The organism is Vicinamibacterales bacterium (genome assembly GCA_036504215.1).
Classification (GTDB): domain Bacteria; phylum Acidobacteriota; class Vicinamibacteria; order Vicinamibacterales; family Fen-181; genus FEN-299.
In genome coordinates this window covers 37502-58256 of the sequence record DASXVO010000021.1, presented here as the reverse complement: position 1 = coordinate 58256, position 20755 = coordinate 37502, and the positions used below count along the sequence as shown (strand labels likewise).

Annotated in this window: 9 protein-coding genes; 7 read left to right on the top strand and 2 right to left on the bottom strand. The window is 66.5% G+C overall.

The window, feature by feature from the left end:
• Positions 1 to 381: 381 nt before the first annotated feature.
• The 6 genes from VGK32_04990 (at position 382) to VGK32_04965 (ending at position 12083) form a co-directional block, all read left to right on the top strand.
• Positions 382 to 5475, top strand: coding sequence for a PAS domain S-box protein (locus tag VGK32_04990; GenBank protein ID HEY3381101.1), 5094 nt, complete (start codon positions 382 to 384; stop codon positions 5473 to 5475).
• Entirely contained in the window at positions 5472 to 6359 is an 888-nt protein-coding gene (locus VGK32_04985; protein ID HEY3381100.1) for a class III extradiol ring-cleavage dioxygenase, read from the top strand. The genes VGK32_04990 and VGK32_04985 overlap by 4 nt, the downstream gene beginning before the upstream one ends.
• A 212-nt stretch (positions 6360 to 6571) precedes the next feature.
• Positions 6572 to 8029: an NADP-dependent malic enzyme gene (locus VGK32_04980; protein ID HEY3381099.1), complete on the top strand. Its 1458-nt coding sequence runs from the start codon at positions 6572 to 6574 to the stop codon at positions 8027 to 8029.
• A gap of 52 nt (positions 8030 to 8081) precedes the next feature.
• The gene (locus VGK32_04975; GenBank protein ID HEY3381098.1) at positions 8082 to 8807 is read left to right on the top strand and encodes a hypothetical protein; all 726 of its coding nucleotides are present in this window, start codon (positions 8082 to 8084) and stop codon (positions 8805 to 8807) included.
• A gap of 195 nt (positions 8808 to 9002) precedes the next feature.
• On the top strand, positions 9003 to 9266 hold the full coding sequence (locus VGK32_04970; GenBank protein ID HEY3381097.1) for a hypothetical protein: 264 nt from the start codon (positions 9003 to 9005) through the stop codon (positions 9264 to 9266).
• Positions 9267 to 9425: 159 nt separating this feature from the next.
• A complete protein-coding gene (locus VGK32_04965) occupies positions 9426 to 12083 on the top strand; it encodes a DUF5916 domain-containing protein (GenBank protein ID HEY3381096.1) in 2658 nt (885 codons plus the stop codon).
• Between the two features lie 24 nt (positions 12084 to 12107).
• Here the strand turns inward: VGK32_04965 and VGK32_04960 are convergent, their stop codons facing one another.
• Both VGK32_04960 and VGK32_04955 read right to left on the bottom strand, forming a co-directional pair.
• Positions 12108 to 15065, bottom strand: a complete 2958-nt coding sequence (locus tag VGK32_04960; GenBank protein ID HEY3381095.1) for a hypothetical protein — start codon at positions 15063 to 15065, stop codon at positions 12108 to 12110.
• 124 nt (positions 15066 to 15189) lie between these two features.
• Positions 15190 to 18483, bottom strand: a complete 3294-nt coding sequence (locus VGK32_04955; GenBank protein ID HEY3381094.1) for a carboxypeptidase regulatory-like domain-containing protein — start codon at positions 18481 to 18483, stop codon at positions 15190 to 15192.
• A 192-nt stretch (positions 18484 to 18675) separates the two neighbouring features.
• On the opposite strand from VGK32_04955, the gene VGK32_04950 reads away from it, so the two are divergent.
• Positions 18676 to 20709: a S9 family peptidase gene (locus VGK32_04950; GenBank protein ID HEY3381093.1), complete on the top strand. Its 2034-nt coding sequence runs from the start codon at positions 18676 to 18678 to the stop codon at positions 20707 to 20709.
• Positions 20710 to 20755 lie beyond the last annotated feature (46 nt).

Here is a 20755-nt window from a genome sequence, read left to right as displayed (position 1 = left end):
GGGCTGGACCGCCGCAATGGGGGCCACGCTCAAACGGTCACGCCTCCCATGTCGCGAAATGGAACGCGTCACCTTGTCTCTGTCGTCGGGGCGAAGGCTTGGGGGCTCCCACAACGGGGGTTGGAATGGGTCGTCACGGAGGTAAGCGAGACTCATGCCATCATCGATATGGCTGTGTTATGGACCACGGGGGTCTAAATCGGAGACTAATTCACCCCGGGGGCGGACTTAATTCCCTGATTCCACGCCCCGCCCGAACCCCTTGCAGCGAACTCCGTCTTTCGGCCGGATGACCTACGGACTGTTGAAGTTGAGGACAAAGCCGAAAGAATGGTGTAGGGGTGTGCCGTACCTACGCGGTATTCCCCTGCCCGGGACTCAATGATCGAATTTCTCGCCCAGCAGCTCGATTACGTCCACTTCTCCTGCGGGCTGGCCTTCGTCCTCCTGGCCGCCACCGCGGGTGCGCTGGCGGCGGATGGCCGGGGGAAGGCTGTCTGGTCGTGGCTGGGTCTGTTCGGCGTTGTCCTCGGGCTCGTCGAGGGCATGGAGATCCTTGGCCCGGTGGTCGGTGGCTCGAGCGTTCTCGACGTGGCCAGGCTTGTGGGCCTGGCGGGGGCATATGCCTGCCTCCTGGAGTTCGCCCGGCAGGGGTCTCCGGGGCGCTTGGCGCGATCCCGCCTCTGGCCAGCGGCGGCTGCGGTCGCCCTCGCACTGAGTGGGTGGCAATGGGGACTGGACGGCGCGCAAACCGCTCTCGGCTATGTGCTGGCGGCGCCAGCCAGTGTCTGGGCCGCCTGGTCCCTGATTGGCGCGGCGCGGGCCCGGGGCGACCTCGGACGGCCTCTGCGTGTCGCGGGCTGCGGCCTGGCCCTCTTCGGCCTTGCCTCCATGCTCTCGACGGGGCGCCCGGCCCTGCCCGCGACCATTCTCGACGCCGAGGTCTACCGCTGGACGGTCGGCGTGCCCCTGCAGTACCTGCGAGCGATTCTGGCTGCCGGCGTCACGGTTTCGTTGTGGCTGCACCTCTGTCGAGTCCGGGGGGGGACGATGTCGACGGCAGCGCCATCTCCCTGGATGCGCCACCGACACGGGCTGACATCGACCATCGTCCTCGTGCTCGTGGGCGGGTGGATCGCGACGCAGGCCGTCGGCTCGGTCCAGGCGAGAGAGCAACGTCGGACGCTCGTCTCGCGGGCGTCCACGGTAGCCGCCATGTTGCCGGTCACCCTTCTCGAACAACTCTCGGGTTCGTCGGCCGACACGGTCACGGAGACGTACCAGGTGTTGCACCGCGGGCTTGCCGCGGTGTGTCAACAAGACTCCGACGTGCAGGCGGCTTCGCTCATCGGCCTTCGGGGCGGCGCGTTCTTCTATCTCGTGCAGGCAACGGCCAGCGGTCGAACGGGAGGTCCGGACCAGCCGGCGGTTCCGGGCGATCGATACCTGCTGCCGGACGTGGGCCCGGTCGGCCTCTTCCTCGGCGAGCGGAACCTCCCGCAGGTGCACGACTACGCCACGACGATCTCCACGCTCGTCCCCATCCGGAGCCCGGCCGACGGGAGATTGACTTCCGCGCTCGACCTGCAGGTGCGCCCGTCCGACTGGCGGCGCGGCGTGGCGCGGGCGCGTCTCGCACCGATGGTGGTGACGGGCCTCGCCAGCGCGCTCCTGCTCGCGTATTTCGTCGCAAAGCGCAAGATGGCCGAATCGAGCGCGCGCACCGCCGCGTCGGAACGCCAATATCGGAGTCTGGTCGAAGGCTCGCCAAACGGCATCATGCTGCTCGACCACGACGAGCGGTGCCTGACGATCAACGGACACGGCCTGGAGGTGTTCGGGCTGAAGGAATCCGAGATCACCGGACGCCGACTGGCGGACCTGTGGCCGCCCGACGAGCGGGGCCCGATCGAGGCGGTCACCCGCCGCTGCCGGCAGGGTGAATGCGCGTCGGTCGAAACGCGCTACGTGCGCGGCGACGGCCTGGGCTCGATCATCGAGGTCGTGCTCAATCCGGTCATCGACGGTGACGGTCGCCTGACGCACATGGTCGGCATCGCCACCAACATCACTGACCGCCAGCGCACGCAACTGGCGCTCGAACGCGGACATCGCTTCACGCAGGTCATCCTCGGCATCTCCGCGCGCTTTCTCGGCCTGCGGACCGAACGCGTGGACGCCGCGACGCGCGAGGCGCTGCGAGAGGTTGGCATGTTCCTGGAGGTGGATCGGACGCAACTCTTCCACCTCAGGCCCGATCGCACACGGTTCAGCCTGACCCACGAGTGGTGTGCGCCGTCGGCCGGATCCCACCTGGCGACGCTGCAGGACGCGTCGCTCGCCGACTACCCGTGGCTCTGGTCCACGATCGAGAAGAGCGGCGTGGTGATGGTCCCGCGCGTCGAGCTCATGCCGGAGACGGCGGCCATCGAACGGGCATCGATGCTCGAGCAGGGGATCGGCGCGTTTCTCTGCGTGGCGGTGCACCACCGTGGCATCGTCACCGGGTTCCTGGTTCTCGAGGTCCTCGAGCGCCACCGCGACTGGCCCGAGGACGAGGTCACGCTGCTGCGAATCGTCGCGGATGTCCTGTCGAATGCGCAGGCGCGCAAGCAGGCGGAGGAGGCGCTGCGCGAGAGCGAGCAGCGGTTTCAAAAGGCCTTCCAGTCCAATCCGGCGCCGATGGCGATCTTCTGGACGGACAACCGCCAAATCGTGGAGGTGAACGACGCGTGGCTGGGACTGGTCGGCAACGGCCGCGGGGATGTCGTCGGCCGCAGCGTTGATGATCTCGAGCTGATCGTCGATACCACCGCACGGGAGGCAGTCGAACAGGCGCTGACCGGCCGCGCGACGATGCGCGACTTCGAGATGCAGTTCCGGACGGGTTCGGGCGAGATCCGGGATGTCGCGCTGTCGATGGACGGATTCGAGTTGGCGGGACAGCGCTTCCTGCTCGCCGTGGCGATCGACATGACGGCGCGGACGCGAGCCGAGGAGGCGCTGCGCGAGCGGGAGGAGATCTTCAGCAGCATCAGCGCGGCGGCCGAAGACGCGATCATCATGATCGATCAGGACTCGCGCGTCACGGTCTGGAACGACGCGGCGGAACGGCTGTTCGGCTACACGCGCGACGAGGCCGAGGGGCAACCGCTCTACGCACTCATCATTCCCGAGGAACACGAGACACCGTTCCTGTCTGGATTCGCGCAGTTCCGCATGACGGGCGAGGGCCCCTTCATCGGGTCAGGGCAGCAGATCCACGCCCGCCACAAGGACGGCAGCAAGATCCCGGTCGAACTGTCAGCCTCGGCCGTGCGGCTGCGCGACCGGTGGCACGCGGTCGGGATCATCCGCGACATCACCGAACGGCTCAAGGTGGACGAGGCGTTGTGGAAGGCCAAGGAGGAAACCGAGGCGGCCAACAGCGAACTCCAGCGATCGGTCGAGCGCGCCAACCGTCTCGCGGAGGAAGCGGCCGTGGCGAATGCCGCGAAGAGCGAGTTCCTCGCCAACATGAGCCACGAGATCCGGACGCCGATGAACGGCATCATCGGCATGACGGGGCTGCTCCTCGATACGCGCCTCACCGCCGAGCAGCAGGAGTTCACCGACACCGTCCGTCACTGCGCCGACTCGCTGCTGTCCATCATCAACGAGGTCCTCGATTTCTCGAAGATCGAAGCCGGCAAGCTGGGCCTCGAAGTCCTCGACTTCGACCTCGGGACGACGCTCGAGGACATGATCGACATCCTGGCGATCCGGGCACACGAGAAGGGGCTCGAGTTGGCGTGCCTGGTGGCGCCCGACGTGCCGATGTCTCTCCGCGGCGATCCGGGCCGGCTGCGCCAGGTCGTCACCAACCTGGTCGGCAACGCGATCAAGTTCACCGAGGTCGGCGAGGTCACGCTCAGCATCAGCGCGGACGAGGTGAGCGGCGAGGACGTGCTCCTGCGGTTCGTCGTCCACGACACCGGGATTGGCATTCCTGCCGACAAGCTCGGCACGCTGTTCCAACCATTCACGCAGGTCGACAGTTCCACCACGCGCCGCTTCGGCGGCACCGGGCTGGGCCTCTCGATCTCACGCCGGCTCGCGGAGCTCATGGGTGGCCAGGTGGGAGTGGAAAGCGAGGCGGGTGCGGGTTCGAGTTTCTGGTTCACCGCCCGGTTCGCGGTTCAACCCCTCGCCGCGCGCCGGCACCCTCCGCCCCTGGCCGAGATCGAAGGACTTCGCGTCCTCGGCGTGGACGACAACGGCACGAATCGACGCGTGCTGGCTGGGCTGCTCGAATCCTGGCATTGCCGGCACGACGAGGTGGATGGCTGGGAATCGGCGATCGCCCTCCTGAGGCAGGCGGCGCACGACACGGATCCCTACCGCGTCGCCATCCTCGACATGGTGATGCCCCGCGTCGCGGGTGACGAACTGGGGCGCCGGATCAAAGCAGACCCGCTGATCAAGGACACCGCCCTGGTCATGATGACGTCGGCGGGCCGGCGCGGCGAAGTCAGCAGGCTCGAGGAAATCGGTTTCTCCGGCTACCTGACCAAGCCGGTCAAGGCCTCGCAGCTCCTGGCGTTGCTCAGAACGCTGGCGGGCCGCCAGGAGGAAGGTCCGGTTGACGGCGAGCCGATCGTCACCCGCTTCACGCTGGCCGAGGCCGCCCGCCGCAAGATCCGGTTGCTGCTCGCCGAGGACAACATCACCAACCAGAAGGTGGCGACCAAGGTTCTCGAGAAGATGGGGCACCGCGTCGATGCGGTGGCGAATGGTGCCGAGGCGCTCAAGGCGCTGGGCACGATGCCGTATGATCTCGTGCTGATGGACGTCCAGATGCCGGAGATGGACGGCTTCGAGGCGACAAGACAGATCCGTCTGGGTCACGGTGGCGTCCGCAACCCGCGCATTCCCATCATTGCGATGACGGCTCACACGATGAAAGGCGATCGCGAGCGCTGTCTCGAGTCGGGTATGGACGATTACGTGTCGAAGCCAATCAAATCGGACGAACTGGCCGCCGCCATCGCGCGGTGGACGACGACGGATCCTCAGCCCGAGGCGCAGGGCGCGACGGTCGCTCCGGCAGAGGCGCCCACGCTGGCGGCCGTCCCGGTCCGGCCCGCGACGGAACTCGATCGCGGCGCGTTGCTCGCGCGGGTCGGCGGCGACGTGGAGATCTTCGTCGAAGTGCTCCAGATCTTCCTCGACGACACCCCGAGGCAGTTTGTGGCGATGGACGAGGCGCTTGCCGGAGGTGACGGCCCGACGCTGCGCCGTCTCGCCCACTCGCTCAAGGGGTCGTCGGGAACGGCGGGCGCGACCGGGCTGCAGCAGGTCGCGTTCGACCTCGAGCAGGCGGCCGCCAGCGGCGATCTCGTGGCTGCCGCCGCCCTGCTCGCGCCAGTGAAGGAGGCCTTCGCCGCGGTTCGGGAGACCATGATGGGCTGGATGGTGCGGGAGAATCTGGGATGACGGACACCCAGGCCTATCCGGGACCCGAGCGTCGGCGGTCTCCGACTGGCCGCGTGCCCGCCATGTTCGTCTCGCACGGGGCCCCGAATACACTGTTCGACGACGACTACGGCAACGCCCTGCGCCGATTTGCGTGCACACAGGGCCGCGTGGATGGCATCGTCGTGGTCTCGGCGCACTGGGAGTCGCTCCATCCGATCCGTGTCACCCGCAACCCGCGGCCCGAGTTGCTCTACGACTTCACCGGCATGCCGGCGAGGATCGAGCGGGTCGTCTATCCCTGCCCGGGAAGCGTCACGCTCGCCGACGAGGTGTTGGCGCTGTTCGAGCGGGCCGGGATCAAGGCCGTGCCCGACGAGACCCGCGGCCTCGACCACGGCGCCTGGATGCCGGTGTCGATCGCGTACCCCAGCGCCCGCGTCCCGGTGGTGCAGGTGTCCCTGCCGGTGCCGGCGGAACCCGACGAGATCGTCCAGATGGGCCGATGTCTGACACCGCTGCGCGAACGCGGCATTCTCCTCGTCGGCAGCGGGGGCATGGTCCACAATCTCCATCGCCTGCGGTTCAGCGTCGAGACCGAAGTGCCGGATCCGTGGGCGCTTGGCTTCGATGAGTGGGCGCGCGACCAGGCGGGCCGGCTCGATGTGGCCGCGTTGACGGCGTATCGGCGCCGCGCGCCGCATGCGCTCGAATCGGTGCCGACGCCCGAGCACTTCGAGCCGCTCCTGTTCGTCGTCGGCGCTGCGGCGACCGGCGATCGGCTGTACGACATCTACGAGGGATTCCGGTATGGCAGTCTCTCCCTCCGAACGTTCGTGCTGGCCGGCCGCCGCCGGGACGACCTGAAAGGTATCATCAGGCGCCCGCCCCGCCCGTCCGTGTGATGTGCCGGTTGACACCGTCTGGCGACTGACCAATCATTGACCCAACCAGCGCCTCATTTACACATCGGCTGAGCTGGCGTTGGTTCGCCGAGGCCCCGAAGGACCTGCGGGCACTGGCTCACGCCGAACGGTGTGTTGTGCGGCGCCGATGTGCTATTCTCCGCCGAGTTATCCCGTTCATGCGCCATTCACCTGATTTCCCGGAGACCACGATGAAGACGATCGACCTGACGCTCTCGAAACTGAACGAGTTGTTCCCGCCGACCTTCACCCAGGAGCAACTGGCGAAGGCGAAGACGGCCTTCCTCAAGGAGCTGTCGCTGTCGGCGCATCGTTTCTACGGTGGCAAGATGGTGACGATGCCGAAGGCCGGCATCTATGGCTTCAACTGGTTCAACGTCTGGTACACGCCGGGCGTCTCGGCGATCTCCACGACCATTCGCGACAACCACGACACCTCGTTCGAGCTGTCGAATCGGGGCAACCTGGTGGCGGTCGTCTCCGATTCGACGCGGGTGCTGGGCGACGGCGACTGCTCGCCGTCTGGTGGGCTCGGAGTGATGGAGGGCAAGGCCTTCCTGATGAAGTACCTGGGCGGCGTGGACGGCGTGGCGCTGTGCGTCAACAGCTACAACAAGGCCGGCAAGCACGACCCGGACAAGATCATCGAGTTCGTGAAGATGCTGGAGCCGAGCTTCGGCGCGGTGAACCTCGAAGACATCTCGCAGCCGAACTGCTACAAGGTGCTCGACACCCTCCGAGAGGAGTGCGACATCCCGGTGTGGCACGACGACGCGCAGGGAACCGGCAGCGTGACGCTGGCCGGCCTGATCAACGCATTGCGGATCGTCAACAAGGACATCGGCAAGGTTCGCATCGTGAACTACGGCGCGGGCGCGTCGAACACGACGATTGCGCGGCTGATCCTGATGGCTGGCGGCGATCCGGAGAAGATGATCCTCTTCGACACCAAGGGCGGCCTGCACAAGGGGCGCGACGACGTGAAGGCGGACGCCGCGTTCTACCGGAAGTGGGAACTGTGCGAGAAGACGAATCCCGGCCGCGTGAACGACATCGAAGAGGCGCTCAAGGGCGCGGATGTCCTGATCGCGCTGAGCAAGCCGGGCCCGGACACCGTGAAGCCGGCGTGGATCCGCCAGATGGCGGCCAAGCCGATCGTCTTCGCGTGCGCCAACCCGGTGCCTGAGATTTACCCGTATGCGGCGAAGGAGGCCGGCGCGTACATCGTGGCCACCGGCCGCGGCGACTTCCCCAACCAGGTCAACAACTCGATGGGCTTCCCGGGGATCCTCAAGGGGGCGCTGCTCGTCCGTGCGCGGAAGATCACCGACGAGATGGCGATCGCCGCGGCGTACTCGGTCGCCAACTTCGCGCAGAAGAAGGGCCTCAGCCCCGACTACATCATGCCGACGATGGACGAGACCGAGATGTTTGCCGAGGAAGCGGCCGACGTCGCGATGACGGCGATCGCCAACGGGGTGGCGCGCATCACCCCGACCCGCGAGGCGGTCTACAACGGGACGCTCGCCGACATCAAGGAGGCTCGCGCGATCATCGATCTGCTGATGCGCGAGAAGTTCATCGATGCCCCGGATCCCTCGATGCTGCAGGACGCGATTGACAAGGCGGTCGCGCTCGTGACGAAGTAGAAGAAGGAGCGGGCATCTCCGTTTGTTTCAGGTTTCCTCTCGGACGTGGACCATGCGATCCAGGAGCCTCCTCTGCGCGCTGACGGTCCTGCTGAGTGCCTCGCCCGCACTGGCGGCCGATGCCAACGGTGTGATCGAGCACGCGCTCGGCCCGTACTACGCGGCGCTCGTTGCCAGCTCCCGGGGCAACATCGACGCCACCAACCGTCAGCTCATCCTGTTCGCGTCTCGGTGGGCGAGCGCCTCACGCGAGGTCCGCACGACTCCGCCCGCCGAGATCGGCCAGGACCCGGAATGGCCCGTGGCGGTCGATCGTGTGACGACGCTCATCGCGGAGGCCCGCGCCGCGGCGCGCCGCCGGGACATGTCGGGTGCGCACGCGGACCTCGAAGAGGTGCGCCAGGTGCTCCGTGAGGTTCGGGAACGCCACCAGCTGGCGACGTTCGACGATCATCTCTCCGACTATCACGAAGCCGTCGAGCGTGTCGCCGGGCACGTCGTGGGCCGCAACGAGATCCGTCTTACAGGAAGGGATTTCGACGACATCAACGAGGATCTGCAGTCCGCACTGCAGGCCTGGCGCGCGGCTCAGGGCCTCGCCGGTCCGATTGCCGCGTCCGCCACGTGGAAGGCGGCGGCGGCCCAGGCGAGTGCGGCGCTCGCGCAGATGGCAAAGGCGCTCGCCGCGAAAGACCGCACGGCGATCGCCCACGGCGCCGACCGCCTCAAGACGACCTACTACGACTTGCTGCTCGCCGTGTCGATCGCGCGAGGCTGAGGTCCGCGCGGAACATCCTTCCCGCTTCTGACGTCACAACTTGCTGCACCCAGCCGAGGGCGTCGGCTCCGGCTTGGCGACCCGGTTCGGAAAGCCCGTCCTTCCGAAGGTGATCGCGCGGAGACGGGAACGAAGGCGATGCTATACTGAGATTCTGGTCGATGACGGGTACGGTGGCGGGGCTGAGAGGAGATTATGGGGGACGGCGCGGAAGGATTGGTGGATGCTCAGGCGCGCATCCAGGATCGTTTGGACGAACTGGAGCAGCGCCGCAACGGGCGCCGCCGGGTCGTGACGGATCCCGAGCGCGAGCAGAAGCTCGAATCGCTCCGGCTCGCGCATACCGAGCTCGAGCGCCAATCGAACGCCACGTCACACCCGGTCCGGCGCGAGCAGCTCGCACAGGCCATGGCCGAGATCGAACGTCGCGTCGCCGAGCTCTCGGCGCGCCGAGCGTGAGCGGGCGCAGTCCAAGCTGGGCGGACACGGAGTCACACCCCCGCTGGCCGACGGCCCGCCCCCATCGATAGCAGACCAGCCCCCACGACCACCCGATGGAGCCTTTCCCAGGCTCCGGTGTCCAACCGAGCAACGGTCCCCCACGTCTAAAGATCCCGAATGATCCGCACCGCGTCTGTTTTCGTCGTGATCGGTATCGGCGTGGCGCGGGCCACCATCGGTGCCGCATCCACGCAGGTCCCGCCACTCCCGGAGGTCCGCGCCGTTCGTGCGACGGGCATCACGATCGACGGCCGCCTCTCCGAAGAGGCCTGGAAGACGGCGCCCTTGGTCGGCGGCTTTCTCCAGCGCGATCCCGATGAAGGAAAGCCGGCGACCGAGCGCACCGAGGTCCGCGTGCTCTACGACGACCGTGCGCTCTACGTCGGCCTCCACCTGTTCGACTCGAGCCCTTCCCGGATCACCCGTCGTCTCGCCCGCCGTGACACCGTCCCCGACGCCGACTGGGTGATGGTCTGCCTGGATCCCCGGCACGATCACTTCACCGGGTTCGAGTTCGCCTCGAGTGCGGCCGGCGGGCAATACGACGCCGTCATCTACAACGACACCGGCCGAGCCGAGTCGTGGGACGCGGTGTGGAGTTCCGCCGTGTCGATGGACGACACCGGGTGGATGGCTGAGTTCAGGATCCCGTTCTCGCAACTGCGCTACTCCGCGGCACCGTCGCTGACCTGGGGCATCAACGTCCAGCGATTCGTCCAGAGGAAGAACGAGTACTCCTGGCTGGTGCTCGTGCCGAAGAAAGAGAACGGCCTCGCGTCGCGGATGGCGCACCTGACCGGCCTCGATGGGATTCCCACGTCTCGCCACGTCGAGTGGCTGCCGTACGCGACGAGCCGCGGCGAGTTCATCACGCCGCCGAAGGGCGGCGACCCGTTCAACGACGGATCGCGGCTCGCCGGTGGCGCGGGCGTCGATCTGAAATGGGGCCTGACGAGCAACGCGACGCTCGACGCCACGGTCAATCCAGACTTCGGCCAGGTCGAGGTGGATCCGGCGGTGGTCAACCTGACGGCGTTCGAGACGTTCTACGAGGAGAAGCGTCCGTTCTTCATCGAAGGCGCGCAGACCTTCTCGAACTTCGGTCGCGGTGGGGCGAACTCGTTCTTCGGCTTCAACAACTCGGAGCCGACGTTGTTCTACTCGAGGCGGATTGGCCGCGCCCCTCAGGGCTCCGCCGGGGGCGACTTCGTCGATCAACCGGGCACGACGACGATCGTCGGCGCAGGGAAGCTCACCGGGAAGACGACGACCGGCTGGAGCATCGGCCTGCTGGACGCGTTCACGGCCCCCGAGTCGGCTCGCCTGTCCGACGGGCGCCTGGAACGGAACGAGGAGGTGGAACCGCCAACCAACTACCTGGTTGCGCGCGTGAAGCGCGACCAGCCCCGAATGGGCTACGGCTTCCTCGTGACGAGCGTCGAGCGGCGATTGCGAACCCAGTCGCTGGGCGACCTGCTGGTGAACCGCGCCTACGTCGCGGGCGGCGACGGATACGTGTTCCTCGACGCCAAGCGCGCCTGGGTCGTGACCGGCGGCATCAGCGGCAGCGAAGTCAGCGGCAGCCAGGCGGCGATTCTCCGTCTCCAGCGCGCGCCGCAACGCTACTACCAGCGGCCCGACGCGCCGCAGGTTCGGCTCAATCCGAACAGCACATCGCTGTCCGGCTGGTCCGGCCGGGTGAATCTGAATCGCAACAGCGGCACTTGGACGGTGAACGCCGCGCTCTGGGGCGTCAGCCCGGGGTTCGAGTCGAACGACCTCGGGTTCCACACGCAGGGTGACGTTGCGGGAGGGCACGGCGTGTTCCTGTTGCGCAAGCCGACCCCCGACCGACTGTCGCGCAGCCGCATGTTCTGGATCGGCAAGTACTGGAACTGGAACTTCAATCGCGAACTTCAGGAGGACGGTGTCTACTCCGCCGGAAGCGTGACGTTCAAGAACTACTGGGGCCTGGTGAGCCAGTTCGGCTACCACCGCTCGACGTTGGACGACCGGCTCACCCGCGGCGGTCCGAGCATGCGGACGCCGGCCGGGGGCAGCACGTCCCTGTCGATCAACAGCGACGACCGGAAGACGGTGACCGTCGGGCTGTGGGGGAACTACGCCTGGAACGAATTCGGCGGCTTCGGGGATGGCGTCGAGCTCTCCGTGAGAGTCAAGCCGACGCCGACCGTCGACGTGTCGGTCGGACCGGGCGTCTACAGGAGCCACGCAATCGCCCAGTACGTGAACACGGTCACCGATCCGAGCGCGCCAGTCACCTTCGGCGCGCGGTACATCTTCTCCGACATCGACCAGACGGAAGTGTCGATGACGACCCGGCTGAACATCGTCTTCAAGCCGACGGTGTCGCTCCAGGTCTACATGCAACCGCTGCTGTCCACCGGACGGTACTGGAACTTCAAAGAGCTCACCCGCCCTCGTGCCTTCGCCTTCCGCAGCTACGGCGAGGAGGGGACGACCATCACCCCCGTGCCAGGCGAACGGCGCTTCATCGTCGATCCCGACGGACCGGGCCCGGCGCCCTCGTTCCGCCTCGACGACCCGTCGTTCAACTTCAAGTCGCTCCGGCTGAACGCGATCTTCCGCTGGGAGTACCGACCCGGCTCCACGCTCTACGTGGTCTGGACCGAGAACCGCCAGGACCTCGCACGCCCCGGCGAATTCACCCTCGGCCCCGACACACGCTCCCTCTTCCACGCGACGCCAGACGATGTCTTCCTTGTGAAGTTCTCCTATTGGCTCGGACGGTAGGTGAGGGACGGCACAAACGCCCCGTCACCTCTTGAGCGGCTTCAGAAAGAGCAGGTACGTGCCCCACCTCGACTTGTATCGCTCGAGGTTTCCCCGGAGCGCAACGCTCACGCTGCCCTGCACGAACGTGCCGAACGGACCGGCCATGCCGATGGTGAAGTCGAGGCCGTCGAACTGCCGCCAGGCCGTCCCCTCGTCCTTGTTGCGCGTCCATGAATGGCTGTACGCCCCCTCGAGCTTCATCAGATCCATCACGTTGAACCCGTAATAGGCGCTGATGTCCGCGATGTCGTCGAACGAGTCAACGCCGCTCGGCAGGCCATGGACGGCGGGCCGCATGAAGAATCCCGGGCTGAATCGCGAGAACCGGTCGAGGTTCACTCCGCCGAAGTAGGCGGCCGAGACGCCGCCACGCGTCAGCTTTCCGACGAAGATGTGCTGCCTGACCTCCCCGGAGTAGCGGGTGGAGTTCGAGTACAACGGCCCGTGGCTGGCGTCTGCATAGCCGAAGTCCTGCCAGCCGAGTCGACTCGTCTCCTCCAGGGTGGCGGTGAGGCTCAGGCTTCCGCGCGTGTATTTCGCCTCACCGTAGGCGTTCAACGAGAAACCGCTCGCCGGAATCCGGTACATCGAATCGGTATCGCTCGTTGTCGCGTAGAGATCGTGGTAGAGATGCCCCTGCGCGGAGAGCGTGATCGACGAGCTCGGCTGCCAGTTCACGAGTCCGCCAACGCTCTGCTCGAACTGGCGAACCCGCTGGCCCTTCAATTCCGCGCTCCGCTGGTACGTCTTGAACGTCGTCGGCAGGGCCGAGAGCGAGAGATCCAGCCCCCACCGCAGGCTCTTGCTGTGTTGGCGCGAGAGGTTGAGCGTCAGCAGCGGGCCGGCGAAGAACGCGGACAACTGCCTGCCCGTCCCGCGGAAGTCGAAATCCACCCACGTCAGGCCGGCCAGGGGAACGGGGACGTTGTAGTCGCCCTGGTAGAGCACGCCGCCGAGGAGCGCGCGGATTCGCTTGCCGCTCGACGGTTCGACGACGCGCGTCTGGGTGGCCTTGTCCTTGCGAAGCGCTCGCATGCCCTCGTCGGTTTCGCGGAACATCGGGGAATCGGTGCCGCGCGCCGTCTCGAGGCGGCTGTTGAAGTCGGCTGCGTTGAGCGTGTAATCGCCGAAGCGATACCGCTTCTCGACCGTGATGGACCGGCCGGCCAGGTTGACGATGTCGACCGCGTAGATGGCGCGGACGAGGGTGAAGTCGCGTTCGCGTATGTCCTTCACCCGGTCGAAGTCCTGCGTCTCGACGTGCGAGGCGACGTTGTTCCTGCCGTTCCGCTGTTCGAGGCGGATGCGCGCCTGCCGGAAGTCGACGCCATCGATCCACACGCGGCCCGCGTAGAGGGCCTCAGTGGTCTGTGACGGCTCGATGTCCACGACGTAGCAGACGCGCCCGTTCACCGTGTCGGTGCCGTCGAGGCGGTAGATGTACTTCTCGTCGAGGCGCAGCTCGAGCGGCCGCGTGACGACTTTCTCCGGCTCCAGCTGGGGCAGCGGAAACTCACGTCCCTTCTTCAGCCGGACACCGTTCACGAGAAAGCCCGTCTGGACCCAGTCCTCGGTGCCGCCTCGATCCACGAACTGCTGCAATTCGAGCGCGACGTCGACGCCAATCGTCAGGTTGGTTGCCTCGAAGTGAATGCTGAGGAAGACCGGCACCGAGTAGTTGTCGAGCGCCTGCCGCTCACGCTCGCGCGAGGCCTGCCAGCGGGCGATTACCTCTTCGACGCGGAGACCCGATCGACCGGTCACGCTGACCGATTCGAACAGCCGGTCGTGTCCAGCCTCGCCGCGCGCGAAGAGCAACACGTAGTCTGCAGTCGCGCGGCAATCGGTCGCCTGCGCAGTCAGGCTGCTGCCATCGGTCGCGTCGAAGCACGTGACCTGCGGCGGCTTGCCGGGGGCGGTGAGCGTCAGCGCGCGCGGGGCCTCGCGTGATGCGCCGGTCTTGAGCAGCAGGGCGACATCCGCGGTCCGGCTCCCGACAAATGCGACGGCGGGCGATGCCGGCTGGCCGTCCACTGACACCGCCGCGGGCGCTCGCTCCGGCGCGGTCATCTCCAGGCCTCCGCTCAATGTCCGCCCGAGAAACCGCATGGTTCCACAGAGGGCACCGAGCGACCCCAGCGTCGGCAGTTCGATCCAGACGGCCTCGGCCCGACCGATGCCGGGAGTCATGAGGACGTCCAGCAAGGTGGCGGAAGCCACGGCCGGGACATCCGCTGTGACCGCCGTCCTCACGGTGATTGGTTTGCCGGCGGCGGCAGTGGAGACGGCCTCCCACTCGTTGCCGCGGACAGCCGGGACGACGACCGCGTCGGCGTAGGCGAGCAGCCGGGTCGTGGCAGCATCGCGGGCACGGAGGCCAGCGGCTGTCGGTTGTGACTGGGCTGCGGCCAACGCAAGCACGACCTGCAGCGCCGGTCTGACGGCCTTGGCTTTGACTGCCAGGGCGGCGAGCGCGAACTGCACGACCTCGGGCGTCGCGTCGCCCACGAGAACGTCGAGGACCAGTCCGTGCAGGTTCGGCCGGTCGAGCATCAGGCGGTTGACGAGCGCGGTGACGTCGCGCTCGACGGCCGTCTCGCGCTCGCGCCCGGTCCCGGGGACCGCGCCAATCTCGAGGGTGACACGGGCGAGGATCTGGATGTCGCCGGCCGCACCGGGTACGTCAGCGGCCTGGACGTCGGCCGGTGCCTCCCCTCCTGCCGGCAGCCCTCCGACCCGCGCGTGGACCGCGGGCATGACGACCCGAGCGTCGCGCAGTCCGGCGGCCTGCAGCGCGCGAACGACATCGCCGACCGCGACCTCGCGCGGCAGCGAGACCCAGAGGCGCGGCAGCGGCCCGGCGTCGGCCTGGCGTGAGGACGGTCCCAGGGTCACGAGGACGAGAGCGACCAAGCACGGGAGCGCGGTCCGAGGGGTCATAATTGGGCGTTTGGCATCAGGCGACGCGCCTCAGCATGATACGTCACTCCCGTTGGCGGAGACAGAAATGGCCGGGCGACCAGCGGATCGCCCGGCCATGCCTGACGGTGTTGCAGCCGTCGGTCTACCAGTACAGTTTCAGCCCGAACTGAATCTCGCGCGCAGCGCGCACGGCTATCAGCTGGCCGAAGGTGTCCGTGGACACCGTGCACGACGTGAGGCTGGTCGAGCAGGTGTTGTCCAGCCCGGTCGCGGCCGGATCAGACGCCCAGTTCACCTGGTTGAACGCGTTGATCAGGTCGGCCCGGAACTGGAGACGCATGTTCCGCGGCAGGTAGAAGTTCTTCGACAACGTGAAGTCCCACTTGTAGAACCCCGGCTGGCGGAACGGCGCACGGCCGGAGTTGCCGAACTTGCCATCGGCCGGCGGCGCGAAGGCCGTCGGGTCGAACCAGTACGGAACACCGTTGACGAATGTCAGCTGCGGATTGGGATCGCCGACGAGATCAGCGAAGCCGCCGCGACGGAAGGTGTTGGTGAGTACCGAGATGCGCGGCACCGGCTGGCCCGAGTTCGCGTAGGTGATTCCCGCGACCTGCCAGCCGCTGATTGCCGTCCGGAGTATCGGATTCTTGGACTCCTTGAAGAACGGGACCTCGTAGACGTACGACGCGGTGAGGATGTGCCGACGGTCCGTGCGGGCGTCCGCGAAATCGGCCATCGGGTCGCGTGGGTTCTGCGGGACGTCGATGGTGTCGCGGTCGTTCGTCGAATCCGTCTGGTTGCGGCTCAGCGTGTAGTTGACGGTCATCGTACCGTGCTTGCCGCCCTGGTAACGGAAACCGGTCAGCAGGCCTTGGTACCGGCTCGTCGCGGTCGTCTCGTGATACCGGAACGTGCCGTAGCCCAGATAGGGCCGAGCCGGGTTGACTGCGCTCGTGCTATTCGTCGCAGTCTGGAGCGCGATGACGTCGGCCGGCATCGGGTAGTTGATGTCGATCGGCCGGATGAGGTTGTCGCCGCGCGATCCGACGTAGCTCACCTCGATGACCGCGTTCTTGAAGAGCTGCCGGGTCACGCCGATGTTCCACTGCGTGGTCCGTGGGTTCTTGAAGTCCGTGGACGTCGCCCAGATCGTCGGCACGCCGCTGGTCTTCACCGTGGTGCCCGCCGTCGGGTTGCTCAGGCTCGCTCCGGTGATGCTCGAGCTGTTGTTGAATGGCGGGTTGTAGAACGCGTTCCACTCGAAGATGCCGACGAGCGGCTGATCGTAGTAGATGCCAAACGACCCGCGGACAATCGTGCTTCCGGTGCTCTTCGGATCCCACGAGAAGCCGAACCGCGGCTGGATGCTGTCCTTCACCATCGGGTAGATGCTGTCGCCGTAGGGCGAGTTCTGACCGGCGATGATGATGCCGTTCGTCAGGCTACCCGTGGTCTTGTCGATGAGGGCGCCGGTTGCCGTCGTGAACTTCGGCGCATTGGCCGCCTTGTAGAACGACGGATCGAAGGTGGTCAGCGCGTTGTTGGCCTCCCTGATCGGCGGATACAGCGAGTACCGGAGGCCAAGGTCGATTGTGAGGTTCGGCCTGACCTTCCACGAATCCTGGGCGTACAGCTCGAGGCGGTTGAACCTGAGGCCGACGATGATGTCCTTCTCGGCTTCGCTGTAGCTGCAGGACGCGCACTGCCCGTCGGCGTTTCCCAGCAGGAAGTTCTGGAAGGCCGTTCGCCCGGTGCTGGCGACGAACGAGAAACTGCCCTGCGAATTGGCGAGCGCGTTCTCGTTCTTCTCCTCGAACGTCACGAGGCCGCCGAACTTGAACGCGTGGTTGCCCTTCTGCCAGGAGAAGTTGTCCGTGATCGTCTGGTTGACGTAGTTGTTCTTGTACAGCTGGTTCGTGCCGAACGACGACAGGCCGCTCACGGCGATCGTCGGGATCATCCTGCCGGTGTTCTCGGGGAAGATCTCGGGAATGTTGATGCCGTAGTCGGACCGCTTGTTCTTCGTCCCATCCGGATTGATCCACGAGATCGCGTTGCTCGACCGCTGGTACTGGAACTCGTTGAGCGCATTGCTTCCGAAAATCGTCTTCACGCCGAGCGCCAGCACCTGGCCGGGCACGGTCGTCATGGTCGTCGCGATGTTCGGAATGGCGTAGCCGAGCCAGAGTCCCCCGAGTTCCTGGGTCTCGCTGAGGTCATGCGTATACCGGCCGGTCAGGCGCCATTTCGGGCTCAGGTCGTAATCGATCCGGATGACCTCCTGGCGGGTGTTGTTGATGTTCGGCGACGACACGGCGTACCGGCTGGGACCGTTGCTCGACGTTGGTGGCAGGTTCGGGGCCGGATACGCAGTGAGGAACTTGACCGCGTTGGCATCTCGCTTCTCGGGTGCCACGTAGTTCGAGTTCGTGGGATCCGACAACCACGCGGGGTTCGGCACGTTGCCGATGAGCGACGCCGGAGCACGTTGGATCCGCCGCCATTCCTGCGACCAGAAGAAGAACATCTTGTTCTTCAGGACCGGTCCGCCGGCCGTGTAGCCGAAGTTGTTGTACCGCAATGCGGGCGGCTTGCGAAGATCCGGGTTGGGGCTCTGGTTCCTGAACCAGGAGTTCGCGTTGAGCTTGTCGCTCCGGTAGAACTCGTACGCGCTGCCCTTGAACCTGCTCGTGCCGGACTTGGTGACGACGTTCACCACGCCGCCGCCGCTGCGCGGCCACTCCGCCGCGTAGCCGTTCGTGATGATCTTGAACTCTTCGATCGACTCCAGCGTCGGCGTGGACAGCAGCGTGATGTTCGAGCCGACGTCCACGTTCGACACGCCGTCCACCAGCCAGTTCACGGCGTTGCGCCGCGAGCCGTTGACCGAGATGCTCACCGTGCTCGTCAACCCGACGCCCACCTCGTCGGGCAGGTCGCTCGAGACACCCGGCGCGAGTGTTGCGAGCTGGACGAAGTTGCGGTTGTTGAGCGGAAGCTCCTGGACCTGCGTGGCATCGACCAGGTTCTGGAGGGCGGCCGTCGGCTGGACGAACTGCTGGGCGGCCGTCACCTCGACGACCTCGGCCACACCACCCACCGACAGCTTCCCGTTCACGTCCAGGCGGTCATTGACGTGCAGCGCGATCCCGCGGATCGTAACCGGCTGGAAGCCGCTGAGCTGGAACGTGAGGTCGTACACCCCTGGCGGCAGCAGCGGAATCCGGTAGATCCCCGTCGAGGTGGACACCACCTCCGTCGTTCGGCCGGTATTGATGTTCTTGGCGACAACGGCAACACCCGGGACGACGGCGCCCGATTCGTCGGTCACCGTGCCGACGATCGTGCCGGTCGTCTCTTGCGCGACGGCCGGCACTGCGCTCAGGCAGAGCGCAGTCAGCAGCAACAGCGCGAGGACGGTTCTCTTGACCATGAATGGCTCCTCTGCAGTCCCCCTCAACCGAGGCGCCGCGAACGATGGGGGGAGAAAATAGACCGAATGCACGGCACAGAGTATCCCAATTAGCGGTTGAGTTTCCAGCGGTGGTACCATCCGGTTTCGGCGTCCGCCACGCCGTGCCCGGGTTCGACATCGCCCGGGCCGAAACCTCACGGAGCATCGACTATGCGGAGACTGGTGGCAACCCTCTCGACCTTGACCGCGCTCCTCGTCGTGACCGTCTCGTCAGCCGTCGCCGGCCAGCCAGCGAAGCGGGCGGTCGGCCTCGACGATCTGGCGAGAATTCGGACCGTTGGCGACCCGCAGGTGTCGCCCGACGGCAGGTGGATCGCCTACACAGTGGGCACGATCGACGCGGAGAAGGACAAGCGCGACACCGACTTGTGGATGGCCGGCTGGGACGGCGCGCAACAGATTCGCCTGACGGCCACCACCGACAGCAGCGAAAGCACGCCGCGCTGGAGCCCCGACAACCGGTACCTCGCGTTCCTCACGTCGCGCGGCGACGAGGACGCGAAGAAGCGCGGCGCCCAGGTGTGGCTGCTCAACCGGGCGGGTGGCGAGGCGCAGCAACTCACGGACATCAAGGGCGGCGTCTCGGACCTCGCCTGGTCACCAGACGGCAAACGCCTGGTGCTCGTCGTCGACGACTTCGATCCCAACTCCGATCCGGAGAAGAAGGAAAGCTGGAAACGCAAGACCCAGCCGCCGATCGTCATCGACCGATATCACTTCAAGTCGGACGGAGCCGGCTACCTCACCCGCCTCTACAGCCATCTGGCGCTGTTCGACGTCGAGACCAGGAAGTCGGAGGTTCTGACGTCCGGCGTGTTCGACGATCTGACGCCGTCCTGGTCGCCGGACGGGACGCAGATCGCCTTCGTCAGCAACCGTGCGCCCGATCCCGATCGGGTCGATGACACCAACGTCTATGTCATCGAGGCGAAGGCCGGCGCCAAGCCCCGTCAACTGACGACCTATCCAGGGCGCGACGATGGGCGGCCCGCGTGGAGTCCGGACGGGAAGTGGCTCGCGTACCTCCAGGGTGACGAGACGAAGTACTCCGCATACAACCAGGCGAAGCTCGCGATCATCCCGGCTGCCGGCGGCGCGCCGAAGGTGTTGACCGCGGTGCTCGACCGCGCGATGTCGGGCCCGATTCTCTGGTCGGCCGATGGACAGACTCTCCGTGGCGTCGTCGCGGACGACCGCACCGAGTACGTCGCCACCGTCAGCGTGAGGACGGGGGCCGTCGACAAGCTGACCAGCGGACAGCGCGTGGTGTCGTCGCTCTCGCCGAAGGGCGACGGGGCGCTCGCCGTCATCGCCAGCACGGCCACGGAGATCGGCGAAGTGCACGTTCTCGAGAACGGCGCCCTGCGACGGGTGACGCACCAGAACGACGCGTGGCTCGACGAGCTGCAGTTGGCGACCACCGAGGGCTTCACCTGCAAGTCGAAGGACGGCACGGTGGTCAACGGGCTGATGGTGAAGCCGGCCGGCTTCATCGCGGGGAAGAGATACCCGACGCTCCTGTACATTCACGGCGGCCCGAACGGCCAGGACGAATTCGGTTTCAGCGTCGAGCGCGAGTTGTTCGCCGCCAACGGCTACGTGGTGCTGGCCGTGAACTATCGCGGCGGAGCGGGCCGGGGATCGGCGTACCAGAAGGCGATTTTCGCCGACTGGGGCAACAAGGAAGTGATGGACCTGCTCGCCGGCGTCGATTACGCGGTGGCCAGCGGCATTGCGGATCCCGACCGGCTCGGGATTGGCGGCTGGAGCTACGGCGGGATTCTCACGGACTACACGATCGCCAGCGACGGCCGGTTCAAGGCGGCGGTCAGCGGCGCCAGCAGCGCGCTGCAGTTGACGATGTACGGGATCGACCAGTACATCGCGCAGTACGACAACGAATTGGGTCCGCCGTGGACGAGCCAGGAGACCTGGCTGAAGGTCTCGTACCCGTTCTTCCACGCGGATCGGATCAAGACGCCGACCCTGTTCCTCTGCGGCCAGGTCGATTTCAACGTGCCGATTGCCGGGGTGGAGCAGATGTACCAGGCGCTGCGGACCCTGAACGTCGACACCCAACTCATCATCTACCCCGGCCAGCACCACGGCATCAGGATGCCCAGCTACGTGCGCGATCGACTGACACGCTACCTGGCGTGGTGGGACCGGTATCTGAAGAAGTAGCCAGGAGCTGGAAGTCGGAATTCAGAATGGAGAAGTGAGAAGCGAG

What these genes read in the sequence shown, in the direction of transcription:
- VGK32_04950 (HEY3381093.1), top strand. Translation starts at nt 18,676, where the DNA reads ATGCGGAGACTGGTGGCAACCCTCTCGACCTTGACCGCGCTCCTCGTC.
- VGK32_04960 (HEY3381095.1), bottom strand. Translation starts at nt 15,065, where the DNA reads ATGACCCCTCGGACCGCGCTCCCGTGCTTGGTCGCTCTCGTCCTCGTG.
- VGK32_04980 (HEY3381099.1), top strand. Translation starts at nt 6,572, where the DNA reads ATGAAGACGATCGACCTGACGCTCTCGAAACTGAACGAGTTGTTCCCG.
- VGK32_04965 (HEY3381096.1), top strand. Translation starts at nt 9,426, where the DNA reads ATGATCCGCACCGCGTCTGTTTTCGTCGTGATCGGTATCGGCGTGGCG.
- VGK32_04990 (HEY3381101.1), top strand. Translation starts at nt 382, where the DNA reads ATGATCGAATTTCTCGCCCAGCAGCTCGATTACGTCCACTTCTCCTGC.
- VGK32_04970 (HEY3381097.1), top strand. Translation starts at nt 9,003, where the DNA reads ATGGGGGACGGCGCGGAAGGATTGGTGGATGCTCAGGCGCGCATCCAG.
- VGK32_04975 (HEY3381098.1), top strand. Translation starts at nt 8,082, where the DNA reads ATGCGATCCAGGAGCCTCCTCTGCGCGCTGACGGTCCTGCTGAGTGCC.
- VGK32_04955 (HEY3381094.1), bottom strand. Translation starts at nt 18,483, where the DNA reads ATGGTCAAGAGAACCGTCCTCGCGCTGTTGCTGCTGACTGCGCTCTGC.
- VGK32_04985 (HEY3381100.1), top strand. Translation starts at nt 5,472, where the DNA reads ATGACGGACACCCAGGCCTATCCGGGACCCGAGCGTCGGCGGTCTCCG.